Origin of the sequence: Streptomyces shenzhenensis (assembly GCF_021462265.1) — a bacterium.
Taxonomy (GTDB): domain Bacteria; phylum Actinomycetota; class Actinomycetes; order Streptomycetales; family Streptomycetaceae; genus Streptomyces; species Streptomyces shenzhenensis.
The window spans coordinates 52,215-66,192 of the sequence record NZ_JAJONF010000025.1; the positions used below are offsets into that span (position 1 = coordinate 52,215).

11 protein-coding genes and 3 pseudogenes are annotated in these 13,978 nt (G+C 71.8%); 12 read left to right on the plus strand and 2 right to left on the minus strand.

The genetic code is table 11. The features are described from left to right. Window positions 1–41: 41 nt before the first annotated feature. The 4 genes from LQ326_RS28400 to LQ326_RS28415 are packed head-to-tail and all read left to right on the plus strand — an operon-like array spanning window position 42 to window position 4,147. Window positions 42–1,205, plus strand: a complete 1,164-nt coding sequence (locus LQ326_RS28400; protein ID WP_372496979.1) for an acyl-CoA dehydrogenase family protein — start codon at window positions 42–44, stop codon at window positions 1,203–1,205. Between the two features lie 25 nt (window positions 1,206–1,230). Then, entirely contained in the window at window positions 1,231–2,826 is a 1,596-nt protein-coding gene (locus LQ326_RS28405; protein ID WP_234541504.1) for a 4-coumarate--CoA ligase family protein, read from the plus strand. Beyond that, window positions 2,823–3,557, plus strand: coding sequence for an enoyl-CoA hydratase family protein (locus tag LQ326_RS28410; protein ID WP_234541506.1), 735 nt, complete (start codon window positions 2,823–2,825; stop codon window positions 3,555–3,557). Before LQ326_RS28405 ends, LQ326_RS28410 begins: the two co-directional genes overlap by 4 nt. Continuing rightward, the gene (locus LQ326_RS28415) at window positions 3,545–4,147 is read left to right on the plus strand and encodes a TetR/AcrR family transcriptional regulator (protein WP_234541507.1); all 603 of its coding nucleotides are present in this window, start codon (window positions 3,545–3,547) and stop codon (window positions 4,145–4,147) included. The genes LQ326_RS28410 and LQ326_RS28415 overlap by 13 nt, the downstream gene beginning before the upstream one ends. A 126-nt stretch (window positions 4,148–4,273) precedes the next feature. On the opposite strand, the gene LQ326_RS28420 is transcribed toward LQ326_RS28415, so the two are convergent. Next, entirely contained in the window at window positions 4,274–5,374 is a 1,101-nt protein-coding gene (locus tag LQ326_RS28420) for a citrate synthase 2 (protein ID WP_234541509.1), read from the minus strand. Between the two features lie 145 nt (window positions 5,375–5,519). Here LQ326_RS28420 and pdxH point away from each other — a divergent pair, with 145 nt between their 5' ends. The 6 genes and pseudogenes from pdxH (at window position 5,520) to LQ326_RS28450 (ending at window position 10,763) form a co-directional block, all read left to right on the plus strand. After that, window positions 5,520–6,212 carry a pyridoxamine 5'-phosphate oxidase gene (gene pdxH, locus LQ326_RS28425; protein WP_372496978.1) on the plus strand — a complete coding sequence of 231 codons (693 nt, stop codon included), beginning with the start codon at window positions 5,520–5,522 and terminating at the stop codon, window positions 6,210–6,212. Window positions 6,213–6,542: 330 nt separating this feature from the next. Next, the gene (locus LQ326_RS28430) at window positions 6,543–6,941 is read left to right on the plus strand and encodes a RidA family protein (RefSeq protein ID WP_234541511.1); all 399 of its coding nucleotides are present in this window, start codon (window positions 6,543–6,545) and stop codon (window positions 6,939–6,941) included. After that, window positions 6,938–7,184 (plus strand): annotated as a pseudogene (locus LQ326_RS28435) (GNAT family N-acetyltransferase); the annotation flags it as partial. The gene LQ326_RS28430 and the pseudogene LQ326_RS28435, both read left to right, overlap by 4 nt. 194 nt (window positions 7,185–7,378) lie before the next feature. After that, window positions 7,379–9,009 (plus strand): annotated as a pseudogene (locus LQ326_RS28440) (transposase family protein). Window positions 9,010–9,043: 34 nt separating this feature from the next. Further along, a pseudogene (locus LQ326_RS28445) lies at window positions 9,044–9,202 on the plus strand (GNAT family N-acetyltransferase); the annotation flags it as partial. Between the two features lie 139 nt (window positions 9,203–9,341). Beyond that, a complete protein-coding gene (locus LQ326_RS28450; protein WP_234541512.1) occupies window positions 9,342–10,763 on the plus strand; it encodes a PAS domain-containing protein in 1,422 nt (473 codons plus the stop codon). Between the two features lie 8 nt (window positions 10,764–10,771). Here LQ326_RS28450 and LQ326_RS28455 read toward each other — a convergent pair whose 3' ends face one another. Further along, window positions 10,772–11,527, minus strand: coding sequence for an SIS domain-containing protein (locus tag LQ326_RS28455; RefSeq protein ID WP_234541515.1), 756 nt, complete (start codon window positions 11,525–11,527; stop codon window positions 10,772–10,774). Window positions 11,528–11,885: 358 nt separating this feature from the next. On the opposite strand from LQ326_RS28455, the gene LQ326_RS28460 reads away from it, so the two are divergent. Continuing rightward, entirely contained in the window at window positions 11,886–12,578 is a 693-nt protein-coding gene (locus tag LQ326_RS28460; protein ID WP_181808690.1) for an iron-dependent transcriptional repressor DtxR, read from the plus strand. Between the two features lie 500 nt (window positions 12,579–13,078). Next, window positions 13,079–13,939 carry an alpha/beta fold hydrolase gene (locus LQ326_RS28465; RefSeq protein WP_234541517.1) on the plus strand — a complete coding sequence of 287 codons (861 nt, stop codon included), beginning with the start codon at window positions 13,079–13,081 and terminating at the stop codon, window positions 13,937–13,939. Window positions 13,940–13,978: the final 39 nt, after the last annotated feature.

Genomic DNA, 13,978 nt, shown 5'->3' on the forward strand with positions numbered 1-13,978 from the left:
GCGAGCAACCACACACAACCCGCACCCGAAGGAGCACCGTGATCCCCCAGATCGAAACGGACGAACACAAGGCACTCCGCGCAGCGGTAGCCGCCTTGGGCGCGAAGTACGGCCGCGACTACATCACCCGCACCATCGCCGAGGGCCGCCACCCCACCGAGCTCTGGAACGAAGCCGGGAAACTCGGCTACCTCGGCGTCAACCTCCCGGAGGAGCACGGCGGCGGAGGCGGCGGCATCACCGAACTCTCCATCGTCCTGGAGGAACTGGGCGCCGCGGGCTGCCCGCTCCTCATGCTCGTCGTCTCACCCGCGATCTGCGGCACGGTGATCGCCCGCTTCGGCACCGAGGAACAGAAGCGGGCCTGGCTGCCCGGACTCTCCGACGGCTCACGCCGGATGGCCTTCGGCATCACCGAACCCGACGCCGGGTCCAACTCCCACCGCATCACCACCACCGCCCGCCGCGACCCGGACACCGGCGACTGGCTGCTCACCGGCCGCAAGGTCTTCATCTCCGGCGTCGACACAGCTGACGCCGTCCTGATCGTCGGCCGCACCGAGGACGACCGCACCGGCCGCCTCAAGCCCTGCCTGTTCATCGTCCCGACGGACGCCGAGAACTTCCACAGGCGCCCCATCGACATGGAACTCAGCGCCTCCGAGAAGCAGTTCGAGCTGACCCTGGACGACGTACGGCTGCCCGCGGACGCCCTCGTCGGCGACGAGGACGCCGGCCTGCTGCAACTGTTCGCCGGCCTCAACCCGGAGCGGATCATGACGGCCGCGTTCGGGATCGGCATGGGCCGCTACGCCCTGTCCAAAGCGATCGAGTACGCGCGTGACCGCACCGTCTGGAAAGCCCCCATCGGCGCCCACCAGGCCATCGCGCACCCCCTCGCCCAGGCGCACATCGACCTCGAACTCGCCCGCCTGATGATGCAGAAGGCGGCCCACCTCTACGACACGGGCGACGACATCGGCGCCGGTGAGGCCGCCAACATGGCGAAGTACGCGGCGGCGGAGGCGTGCGTGAAGGCCGTCGACCAGTCCGTGCACACCCTCGGCGGCAACGGACTCACGCGGGAATTCGGGCTCGCCTCGTTGATAACAGCCTCGCGCGTGGCTCGTATTGCTCCGGTGAGCAGGGAGATGATTCTCAACTACGTCTCCCACCAGACCCTCGGCCTGCCCAAGTCGTACTGAGGCCCAAGGCCGCCTTGGAGGAACCGTGTTCCGCAGCGAGTACGCAGACGTCCAGCCCGTAGAACTCCCCATCCACGAGGCCGTACTGGGCCGGGCCGCCGGCTTCGGTGACGCGCCCGCCCTGATCGACGGCACCGACGGCACCACCATCACGTACGCACAACTGGACCGCTTCCACCGGCGGATCGCGGCCGCGCTCGCCGACGCCGGCGTCCGCAAGGGCGACGTGCTCGCCCTGCACAGCCCGAACACGGTCGCCTTCCCGACGGCGTTCTACGCGGCCACGCGCGCGGGTGCCGCCGTCACCACCGTGCACCCGCTCGCCACCCCCGAGGAGTTCGCCAAACAGCTCAAGGACTCCGCGGCCCGCTGGATCGTCACCGTCTCGCCGCTGCTGGAGGCCGCCCGCCGGGCCGCCGAACTCGCCGGCGGCATCGCGGAGATATTCGTCTGCGACAGCGCGCCCGGACACCGGTCCCTGATCGACATGCTCGGCTCCACCGCCCCCGAGCCCGAGGTCGACATCGACCCCGTCGAGGACGTCGCCGCCCTGCCGTACTCCTCCGGCACCACCGGCGTCCCCAAGGGCGTGATGCTCACCCACCGGCAGATCGCCACCAACCTCGTCCAGCTGGAACCCGCCGTCCCGGCCGGCCCCGGCGACCGCATCCTCGCCGTCCTCCCCCTCTTCCACATCTACGGCCTCACCGCGCTCATGAACGCGCCGCTGCGCACGGGCGCCACCGTCGTCGTACTGCCCCGCTTCGAGCTGGAAACCTTCCTCGCGGCAATCCAGAACCACCGCATCACCGGCCTGTACGTCGCCCCGCCGATCGTCCTCGCCCTCGCCAAGCACCCCGCCGTCGCCGACTACGACCTGTCCTCCCTGAAGTACGTCATGAGCGCCGCCGCCCCCCTGGACGCCCGCCTCGCCGCGGCCTGTTCGCAGCGGCTCGGCCTGCCGCCGGTCGCGCAGGCCTACGGCATGACGGAACTCTCGCCCGGCACCCACGTCGTCCCGCTCGACGCCATGCACCAGGCACCGCCCGGCACCGTCGGCAAGCTCATCGCCGGCACCGAGATGCGGATCGTGTCCCTCGACGACCCCCGCAAGGACATCGGCACCGGCGAACCCGGCGAGATCCTCATCCGCGGCCCCCAGGTCATGAAGGGCTACCTCGGCCGCCCCGACGCCACCGCCGACATGATCGACACCGACGGCTGGCTGCACACCGGGGACGTCGGCCACGTCGACACGGACGGCTGGCTGTTCGTCGTCGACCGGGTCAAGGAACTCATCAAGTACAAGGGCTTCCAGGTGGCCCCCGCCGAACTGGAGGCCCTGCTGCTCACCCACCCGGGCATCGCCGACGCCGCCGTCGTCGGCGCCTACAACGAGGACGGCAACGAGATCCCGCACGCCTTCGTCGTCCGCCAGCCCGCCGCCGCCGACCTCACCGAGAACGAGACCATGCTGTACGTCGCCGAACGCGTCGCGCCCTACAAACGCGTCCGCAAGGTCACCTTCATCACCGGCGTGCCCCGCGCGGCCTCCGGGAAGATACTCCGCCGCGAACTGCGCGCCCTCGCCAAGGCCGGGGAACCCGAGGAGGGCCCATGACGTTGATCGGACAGACACACGCGCGTGCCGTCACCTCCCTCAGCCTCGACGCCACCGCCACCCGCAACGCCCTGTCCGCCGCCCTCGTCGCCGAACTCGCCGAGGCCCTCACCGACTGCTCCAAGGACCCCGGCGTCCGCGCGGTCGTCCTCACCCACACCGGTACGACGTTCAGCGCCGGCGCCGACCTGCGCGACCCGCCCGACCCCGACGCCTTCGTCCAGCTCCTGCGCCAGATCGTCGAGCTGCCCAAGCCGGTCGTCGCCCGCGTCACCGGCCACGTCCGCGCGGGCGGCCTCGGCCTGCTCGCCGCCTGCGACATCGCCGCCGCGTCCACCGAATCCACCTTCGCCTTCACCGAGGTGCGGATCGGTGTCGCCCCCGCGGTGATCTCCCTCCCCCTCCTCCCGCGCACCGACCCCCGCACCCTCGCCCGCTACTACCTCACCGGCGAACGCTTCGACCCGCCCGAGGCCGTGCGCCTGGGCCTGATCACCACCACCGCCGACGACGTCGACACCGCCCTCGCCCCCGTCCTCGACGGCCTGCGCCGCTCCTCGCCCCAGGCCCTGACCGAGACGAAACGGCTGCTCACGGCTAGGGTGCTGGAGACATTCGACCGGGACGCGGCCACCCTCACCGCGCTCTCGGCCCGGCTGTTCTCCTCCGACCAGGCCCGCGAGGGGATGACAGCCTTCCTCGAACGACGGGATGCGGCGTGGGTGGTGTGAGTACGGCGGAACGCGCCCCGAAACAGGACCGCAGCCGGGCCACCCGGCAGCGGCTCCTGGAGGCGGCCGTGGCCTGCCTCGCCGAGCGCGGCTGGACGGGCTCCACGGTCTCCGTCGTCGCCGAACGCGCCGGCGTCTCCCGAGGAGCCGCCCAGCACCACTTCCCAACCCGCGAGGACCTGTTCACAGCGGCCGTCGAATACGTCGCCGAGGAACGCTCCACGGCCCTGCGCGCCCTGTTCCCGGAGGGCACCACCGGCGACCGCCGAGCAGTCGTGTCGGCCCTCGTCGACCTCTACACCGGCCCCCTCTTCCGCGCCGCCCTCCACCTCTGGGTCGCCGCCTCCAACGAGGACCAGCTCCGCCCCCGGGTGACGGAACTGGAGGCCCGCGTGGGCCGCGAGACCCACCGCATCGCCGTCGACCTCCTGGCCGCCGACGAATCCCGCCCCGGCGCCCGGGAGACGGTCCAGGGCCTCCTGGACATGGCGCGGGGCCTGGGCCTGGCCAATCTCCTGACCGACGACGGGGCGCGGAGGGAGCGCGTCGTCGCCCAGTGGGCGGCACTGCTGGACGAGGTGCTGGACTGAACCCTGAAACAGGCGCGCAGCGCCGTTCTCAGGGGCGCGGGGCAGTGCCTGGTGTGCGGCTGCCGCCGCGTGGGCGCGACCAGCCCCCACACCCCCGCACCCGCCCAGGCACCCCGCCCGGCTCCCTCAGTGGGCGATGTCCCCGTACCCCTCGATGTCCTGAGGCCTCCGCACCCCCGGCCCCACATACCGCGCCGACGGCCGCACCAACCGCCCCGTCCGCTTCTGCTCAAGGATGTGCGCCGACCACCCCGCCGTCCGCGCACACGTGAACATCGACGTGAACATGTGCGCCGGGACCTCCGCGAAGTCCAGCATGATCGCCGCCCAGAACTCCACATTGGTGGCGAGCACACGATCCGGCCGACGGTTGTGGAGCTCCTCAAGCGCCGCCTTCTCCAACGCCTCCGCGATCTCGAACCGCGGCGCCCCCAGCTCCCGCGCCGTCCGCCGCAGCACCCGAGCCCGCGGATCCTCCGCCCGGTACACCCGGTGCCCGAACCCCATCAGCCGCTCACCCCGGTCCAGCGCCCGCTTGACGTACCCCACCGCGTCCCCGGTCCGCTCGATCTCCTCGATCATCCCGAGCACCCGCGACGGCGCACCCCCGTGCAAGGGCCCCGACATGGCCCCCACCGCACCCGACAGCGCGGCCGCGACATCCGCACCGGTCGACGCGATCACCCGCGCCGTGAACGTGGACGCGTTCATCCCGTGCTCGGCGGCGGACGTCCAGTAGGCGTCCACGGCCGCCACATGCTTCGGATCCGGCTCCCCACGCCACCGGATCATGAACCGCTCGACCACCGAGTGCGCCTTGTCGATCTCCCGCTGCGGCACCATCGCCAGCCCCTGCCCGCGCGCGGACTGGGCGACGTACGACAGCGCCATCACCGCCGCCCGCGCCAGGTCCTCCCGGGCCTGCCCGGCGTCGATGTCGAGGAGCGGCTTCAGCCCCCACACCGGAGCGAGCATGGCCAGCGCCGACTGCACGTCCACCCGGATGTCGCCCGAATGGACCGGAATCGGGAACGGCTCGGCCGGCGGCAGCCCCGGATTGAAGGCCCCGTCGACGAGCAGTCCCCACACGTTCCCGAACGACACGTGCCCGACCAGATCCTCGATGTCGACGCCCCGGTACCGCAGGGCGCCTCCCTCCTTGTCCGGTTCGGCGATCTCCGTCTCGAACGCGACGACTCCTTCGAGCCCTGGTACGAAGTCGGACATGGGGCGGCTCCTCATGGGTGTAGGCGGAGGCAACTGCACCATAACCCCGAGTGCCATGGTTGGGGACCCCAGCGGCACTCAGTGCCACAGTAGGTATGCGTCACATGTGCTCCGGACCCATATGTCCATGCGGCAAGATGACCGCGTGACCGATCGCGACGCCGCCGCCTCTGACGAACCCATCCTCGACCCCGCCGCGATGCGCAAGCACTACCGGGCCGAGGGACTCGAAGAGCACGACCTGGCCGCCCACCCCATGGACCAGTTCACCCGCTGGTTCGAACAGGCCGCACGGGCCGCCGCCGACGGCATGATCTACGAACCCAACGCGATGATCGTCGCCACCGCCGACGCCGAGGGCCGCCCCAGCTCACGCACGGTCCTCATGAAGCAGTACGACACCCGCGGGTTCGTCTTCTACACCAACTACGGATCCCGCAAGGGCCAGGACCTCGCCGAGAACCCGTACGTCTCGCTGGTCTTCCCCTGGCACGCCATCGCCCGCCAGGTCGTCGTCACCGGCACCGCCCGCCGCACCGGCCGCGACGAGACCGCCGCCTACTTCCGCACCCGCCCGCACGGCTCCCAGCTCGGTGCCTGGGCCAGCACCCAGTCCACGGTGATCCGCTCCCGCGCCGAGCTCGACGCCTCCTACGCGGAGCTCAGCGCCCGTTATCCCGAGGGCGAACAGGTCCCGGTCCCCCCGCACTGGGGCGGCTTCCGCATCGCCCCCCGGACCGTCGAGTTCTGGCAGGGCCGCCAGAACCGCCTCCACGACCGCCTCCGCTACGTGGCCGATCCCGACGGCACCTGGCACGTGGAACGCCTCAGCCCCTGACGCCGCCGCGGGCCCCGCGAACGCGGACGACCCGCGAGCTCGGGTCCCTCCGCCGGGGCGGAGGAGCCGGCCGGACGTACCGGCGAGCTCGCGGGTCGGGTGACTGCTTGGGATTGGGCCGACTGCATGTATCGGTCACATGCTGGTCCGGCACCGCACTGGTGTGGTGACGGGCCGCTAGCCCGCAGCCACCTCACGCGTCCGGTTGTCATACATCTGCCGAACCACCTCCCTTCTCGTGTGCCTCACAGCCTACGAAGCCGGCTGACGGCGCTCAAGGGATTTTTTTGAAGGTGACGTGCTGCGGCGGTAACCCCTACCGTCCCAGCCATGACAGAGCGGCGGGTGATTCTCAGTGGGTCGGTGTTCGAGGAGGAGATCGGGTACGCGCGGGCGGTGGTGGACGGGGACTGGGTGCATGTGTCCGGGACCACCGGGTTCGACTATGCGGCGATGACGATCTCGGACGATGTCGTCGAACAGGCCGAGCAGTGCCTGCGGAACATCGGGGCGGCACTGGCCGAGGCCGGGTGCGGGTTCGAGGACGTGGTACGGGTGCGGTACCTGTTGCCGGCGCGGGAGGACTTCGAGCCGTGCTGGCCGGTGCTGCGGCGGGTGTTCGGGCAGGTGCGGCCGGCCGCGACGATGATGGTGTGCGGGCTGTCCGATCCCCGGATGAGGATCGAGATCGAGGTGTACGCGCGGCGGGCGGCGGGAGACGGCGCGTGAGCGGTCTGCGGGTGGTTCCCGTGGCCGGGGACGAGGCGCTGGAACAGTGGCGGGTACGTGCACAACGTCGTCGTGCCCCCTGCCGCGATGTCGGCGGCGCGGGCGCGGGAGCGGCTCGCGCGGGGGGACCGGCTGGAGAACGCGTACGACGGGGACGTGCTTGTGGGGTGTTCCACGGTGCGGCCTGCCGTCGACGGGGTGGTGACGGTGATCGCGCGGGTGCTGCCGGAGTTCCGGCGGCGGGAGTTGTGAACAGTTGGCTGTCGATGGCTCTTGAGTGCGTTCCGGCGCGAACGGGTGAGTCTCTGGGCGGTGGGCGCGCTCTCCCTTCACGTGGGGAACGAGAGTTCTCGGGTCGAATGTGTGACCTTTGCCGGTGACAGTCGTTGGGTGGGGTGAGGGTTTTCTGCGGCGCGGAACCGGGGGTGAGACAAGGGGTGGGCGGACTACGGCAGGTGGCGGCGCCGTTCGTGGCAGCCGGTCCCTCGGGGGTTGCGATCCGTACGCGGCTCAAGGGCCTGACCGGCGGGGACGAGGAGGTGCTGGGCCTGGTCGGCGATCATCTCGGGGCGCTGGCTTCCCGTGATCTCAGGGCGCGCTGTTCGGCCGGGCCGGAGCATGACAGTGAGGGGTGGGCCGCGCGCAAGCGGGCCTTGACCTTGCAGTCCTCCTCCCGTTGGGCGGGCAGCATCACGAAGGCCAGTCATGACCAGTGGGCGCTGGCCCGGCGTGGTCTGCTCGCGTACATCCACGGTCTGGAGGCCGGTGTGCGCACCATCGGCCACCGGCTGTCGTTGCCCGTGGGTGAGAAGGGATCCAAGCGCGCGCCCGGCGGCTACCGCAGCGGGCGGGAGTGGTTCGCGAAGTCCCGGCGTCTGCGGGTCCTCGAAGACCGGCTTCAGGCGGCATGGGCCGACTGGGAGGCCGGTATCGTGCATGTGGTGCGCGGCGGCAAGCGGCTGCTGAGCACCCGCCACCACCTTGAGGCCGCCGGGCTTTGTGAAGCCGAATGGCGCCGCCGTTGGCGGGCCGGACGCCGCTTCCTCCAGGCGGACGGGGAGTCCGGCAAGCGGTACGGCAACGAGACCCTCCGCGTCACCCCCGACGGTGAGGTCTCCCTCAAGCTCCCGGCTCCGCTGGCGTATCTGGCGAACGCGCCGCACGGCCGGTACGTCCTGGCCGCCCGGGTGTCGTTCGCGCACCGGGGTGAGCAGTGGGCCGACCGCGTCAGCGCGAACCGGGCCGTCGCCTACCGCATCCACGAGGACACCGGACGCTTGCGCTGGTACCTGACCGCGTCCTGGACGCTGCCCCCCCCGTCCAGACGATCCCGCTGGATGCGGCCCGCGCGAGGGGTGTGGTCGGCGTGGACACCAACGCAGACCACCTGGCCGCCTGGCGTCTGGACGAACACGGCAACCCCGTCGGCGAACCGCTGCGCTTCGGCTACGACCTCACCGGCACCGCTTCGCATCGTGACGCACAGGTCAGGCATGCACTGATCCGGTTGCTGCACTGGGCCAGGCGGCATGGCTTGGCGATCGCGGTCGAGGACCTCGATTTCCAGGCGGAGAAGACCCGCGAGAAGCACGGCCACAGGAAGCGGTTCCGGAACCTGATCTCCGGCATGCCCGTGGCCCGGCTCCGGGCTCGGCTGGTGAGTATGGCGGCTGAACTCGGCATCGCTGTGATCGCCGTCGACCCCGCCTGCACCTCCCGGTGGGGTGCCCAGCACTGGCAGCGACCCCTCACCAGCAGCAAAAGGAAACCCACCCGCCACGACGCGGCTGCCGTGGCGATCGGAAGGCGCGCCCTGGGGCACCCGATCCGGCGACGGACGGCACCGCCCCGCACCCACCAGAGCGATGGATGCGGGCATCGGACCGTCCAGGCCGTATCGGTGGCCCCGGGGCGTGAGGGAAACCGCCCCCGCATCCCCGGACCACGGACACGATCCGTGCCGCCCGGACGCGGAGCGAACGCGGTCGACCAGAACGCCCAGCACCGTCCGGGGCGTTCGGCTGAGCACGAGACCTGGCAACAGGACTCACTCCCGCTCAGTCTCTAGGAACGGTTCGGGTCGGCGTTGTACGTGCTCGGGTTATGCGTGCGTGCGGGGTGCCGAGGTGGTCGAGACGTGTGTGCTGGGTGTCAATGAGGACGGGGTGCGGTTCGCCCGGAGGCACGGGTTCGTCGAGGCCGAGCGGTATGTGCTGGACGGGGAGAGCGACGAGTGGGTGGATCTGCGGCTCGTGCTGTGAGGTGGTGGCCGGCGGCGGCTTGCAACGATTCCTTCAATCTTGTGGGAACACAGTGTGGGCTGCGTCACGTTCGAGTTGAATGAAGGCAGTGAGTGAACCGACGCGCCGTGCGTGCGGACGCAGCCTGATGGGGGTCCAGGTGAGTGCTTCCCGGCGTAGTGGGGCCACCGACGAGCTGGGGCCCGACGAGCCCGAGCCGGAACCGGGGCGGGATGCTCCGGAGGACTCGGGCGGCTTTGACCTGCTCGCCGCGCTGCTCGACGGCATGGACGCGGCGCTGTGCGCCTTCGACGCGGACGGTTTCGTCACCCACTGGAACCGTGAGGCCGAGCGGATCCTGGGGTGGACGGCGGCCGAGGCGGTGGGCCGGCACGGGTTCGCCGGGTGGGCGGTGCGCGAGGCGGACGCGGACGAGGTCGAGGGGCGGTTGCTGTCGGCCATGCGCGCCCCGGGGCGGCAGGTGCACGAGTTCGCGCTGGTCACGAAGGACGGCGGGCGGGTGCTCGTACGGACGCAGTCGGCGGCGGTGCGCGGGCCGGACGGGAAGCCGGCCGGCGTGTACTGCGCGTTCAGCGAGGTGCACGCGCAGATCGACCTGGAGCGGTCGATCGCGCTGAGCGAGGCGCTGTTCGAGGACGCGGCCTGGGGTGTCGTGGTCGTGGACGCCGATCTGCGGCCCGCGGTGGTCAACGCATATGCCGCGCGGGCGCTCGGTATCGGCCGGACGTCGGCGCTCGGGCGGCCGCTCGGGGAGTTGCTCGCGCTGGGTGTGGAGGATCTGGAGAGCGCGCTGACGCATGTGCTGGCCGAGGGGGCGCCGCCCGCGCCGGCCGACATGTGGGTGAGCGTGCGCACGGCGGAGGGCGAGCAGCGGCGCTGCTGGCGGTCGGGGTTCCTGCGGCTGGCGTCGCCGCTCACGGAGGAGCCGGTGCCGCTCGGGGTCGGCTGGCTGTTCCAGGACGTCACGGAGGCCAAGCACGTCGAGCAGGAGGCCGCGACGCTGCGCTTCCGGGCGAACCAGCTGCATCGCGCGGCCCGTGCGGCCGCCGAGTGCGAGGATCCGGCGGAGGCGGCCACCGTCCATCTGGACTTCGCGCTGGCCGGGTTCGCCGACCACGCGGTGATCGACCGGGTGGTGGGAGGGTCCCGCGCCGACGGGGAGGTGGGGCCGGTCCGGCTGGTGCGGATCGCGGCCACGCCGTCCGGGACGCCGGGGCCGAGCATGCTGACGGGCTCGGCGGGGCTGCCGGTGCGCTACGAGGAGGGGCATCCGGCGTTGCAGTGCGTGGTGCGGGCCGGGAGTGTCCGGGCGGACGCCGGTTCGGTGCCGCCGGACCGGGCGCGGGCCTGGGCGCTGGACCGGCAGTGGCCGGGTGACGCGGTGCACGCGTTGTGCGCGGTGCTGCGCAGCCGGGGGCGGACGCTGGGCGTGGTGACGTTCCTGCGCGGGGCGGGTCGTACCCGCTTCGAGCGCGCGGACGCGACGTACGCCGAGGACGTGGCGGTCCGTGTCGCGACCGCGCTGGATCTCGCCCATCTCGCGAAGGACCGGCCGCAGTAGCGGTCCGTTCAGCGCTGGTAGAAGATCCGGTCGCGGTACTCCGCGAACACGCGGGCGTTCCATTCGTGGCCGCCGTCGACGTTGCCGGAGCGCAGCAGCGGGGGTTCGGTGCCGCGGTCGGCGAGGGTGGCCGCGGTGGTGGCGAGGACCGCCTGGAGCAGGGCGCTGGTGACGACGGTGGAGGCGGGTGCGAAGGGCGCCGGGATGGTGTCGAGGGTGAGTTCGGCGTCCCCGACGGCGATCTTCGAGTCGAGGACGACGTCGCAGTGGTCCTTGAGGTAGGTGCCGGAGGTGTGCCGGGAGGTGGTCTGGGCGGCGTACGCCACCGATGTCACGCCGATGACCTTGACGCCGCGCCGGCGGGCCTCGACGGCCATCTCGACGGGCAGGGCGTTGCGGCCCGACAGGGAGATGATCAGGAGGGCGTCGCCGGTGCGCAGGGGTGAGGTGTCGAGGACGGCGGTGGCGAGTCCGTCGACGCGTTCGAGGCGGGAGCCGAGGGTGGCGGGCATGACGTCGACGCCGACGAGGCCGGGGGCGGCGAGGAGGTTCATGAGGGCGAGGCCGCCGGCGCGGTAGACGACGTCCTGGGCGGCGAGGGAGGAGTGGCCGGCGCCGAAGGCGAACAGCCGGCCGCCGGAGGTGACGGTGTCGGCGAGGAGGGTGCCTGCGGCGGTGATGGCACCGGCCTCCTCGTCGCGGACCCGTTGCAGGAGGCCGATGGCGGCGTCGAAGAACAGGTCGGCGGGCGTGCCGTCGCTCATGCGGTGCCCCTTCGCAGCGTCAGCGTGGGTGTCTGTGCCTGTGTCGCCGATCACCCTCAGGTCTGGACCAGGGTGGTGTCAATACGGCCGGGGGTCCGTGCGGGTGGTGGGTACCGCGGTGGGGTGGGGCGCTTGCCTCGTGGGTCCTCGGGGCACGGTGGAGGCACGACTGCCCGCGGCCGCAGTGCCCTTCGGGGGCGCGGGGAACCGCGCGGCCGGCTCCCACCGGCCCGCAGGTGGGCGAGGGCCCGTGCCCCGTTCTTCCGGTGTCCCCCGCTTGTCAGTGGGATCCGGCAGAATTGGGGGCAGGGCCAGCGCACGCGGCCGGGGCTTCTGGCGAGGTAATCGAGGGGCACGTATGTCCGGACTGATCGACACCACGGAGATGTATCTCCGTACCATCCTCGAACTCGAAGAGGAAGGCGTTGTCCCCATGCGCGCCCGTATCGCGGAGCGGCTCGACCAGAGCGGGCCGACGGTGAGCCAGACGGTGGCCCGGATGGAGCGGGACGGTCTGGTGTCCGTCGCCGCCGACCGCCATCTGGAGCTGACCGACGAGGGCCGCCGGCTGGCGACGCGCGTGATGCGCAAGCACCGGCTCGCGGAGTGCCTGCTGGTCGATGTGATCGGCCTGGAGTGGGAGCAGGTGCACGCCGAGGCGTGCCGCTGGGAGCACGTGATGAGCGAGGCCGTGGAGCGGCGCGTCCTGGAGCTGCTGCGGCACCCGACCGAGTCGCCGTACGGCAACCCGATCCCGGGTCTGGAGGAGCTGGGCGAGAAGGACGGCGCCGATCCGTTCCTCGACGAGAGCATGGTGTCGCTGGCCGATCTGGATCCGGGCTCGGACGGCAAGACGGTGGTGGTGCGCCGGATCGGCGAGCCCATCCAGACCGACGCGCAGCTGATGTACACGCTGCGGCGGGCGGGTGTGCAGCCCGGTTCGGTGGTGAGCGTGACGGAGGCGGCCGGCGGGGTGCTGGTGGGCAGCGGCGGCGAGGCGGCCGAGCTGGAGGCGGACGTCGCCTCCCACGTGTTCGTCGCCAAGCGCTGAGCGACGGCTGCTGAGCTCCGTTCGGCCTCCTTTGCCCCTGGCGAGGCCGACGCCTCTGTCCGATGCCGTGCCGGCGGGTGTCGAACGCGTCGAATGCAGGATTCAGTGCGTGGAATCGCAGCGCTGGAACGCTTCGCGTGCGAGGCTGTCGCGAGAGGCATATGACCTGAGGGGGGCGGGGAGGATGTGCCGAGGACTTGGTGGGGGGATGGGCCCCGGCACCTTGCGGTGCCGGGGCCTGTCCTCCCCAGTGCTGACCCGGAGCCCCGAGCTCCCAGGGTCATCCCCGCGGACCGTTTTCCCCGAGCGGCCCGCCCCCCGCAGAAGAAATCCCCCCGGCGGCGCCGATCATGCCTGGGGAGGGGTCACTCGAATGAGGGGTGTTGTCCGCCGGAACCCGGTTTTCGAATAGAAGTTCGATAGCCTGCGGTGGTACCGAAGCACCACGAAGTGATGACGAGGCGACACTAGGCACGCGGAGCTAGGGGGGTGCCAGGCCCATGGCACGGCGCATCGACGTGACAGGAGCCGGCGGCGTACACCTCGCCGCCTGGGAGTTCGCGGACCCGCCCAAGACGGAGGAGGCGGACCGCTCGATTCCCGGCGTGCTGTTACTGCACGGCCTGATGGGCCGCGCCTCGCACTGGGCGTCCACCGCCCGCTGGCTCTCCGCGCGGTACCGGGCCGTCGCCCTCGACCAGCGCGGCCACGGCCAGAGCGGCAAGCCCCCGCAGGCCGCCTACACCCGCGATGCGTACATCGAGGACACCGCGGCCGCCGTCGAGCAGCTGGATCTGGCACCGGCCGTGCTCATCGGCCACGGCATGGGCGCGCTGACCGCCTGGCAGCTCGCCGCGAAGCGCCCCGAACTGGTGCGGGGCCTGATCATCTGCGACATGCGGGCGTCCGCGCTCGGCGCGGCCTCGCAGCGCGAGTGGGCCGACTGGTTCAACTCCTGGCCCGTTCCCTTCGCCACGCTCGCCGACGTACGCAAGTGGTTCGGCGAGGACGATCCCTGGGTGGAGCGGCCGAACCCGGCGCGCGGGGAGTTCTACGCCGAGGTGATGCACGAGGGCGCCGATGGCTGGCGGCCCGTGTTCGAGCCCGACCGGATGCTGAGGTCCCGGGAGACCTGGGTGTACGACGCGCACTGGGAGGAGCTGGCCCAGGTGCCGTGCCCCACGCTGGTGGTACGCGGGGTGGACGGGGAGCTGGGGCGGGCGGAGGCGCAGGAGATGGTCCGGGTGCTGCCGAAGGGGGAGTACGCCGAGGTGGCGGACGCCGGCCCGCTGCTGCCCTATGACCGGCCGGAGGCCTGGCGGGCGGCGGTGGAGCCGTTTCTCGACCGGGTGGGGGAGTGAGGAGCGCCTGCCGGGCCGGCGGCTGAGCGGTTTCGGCGG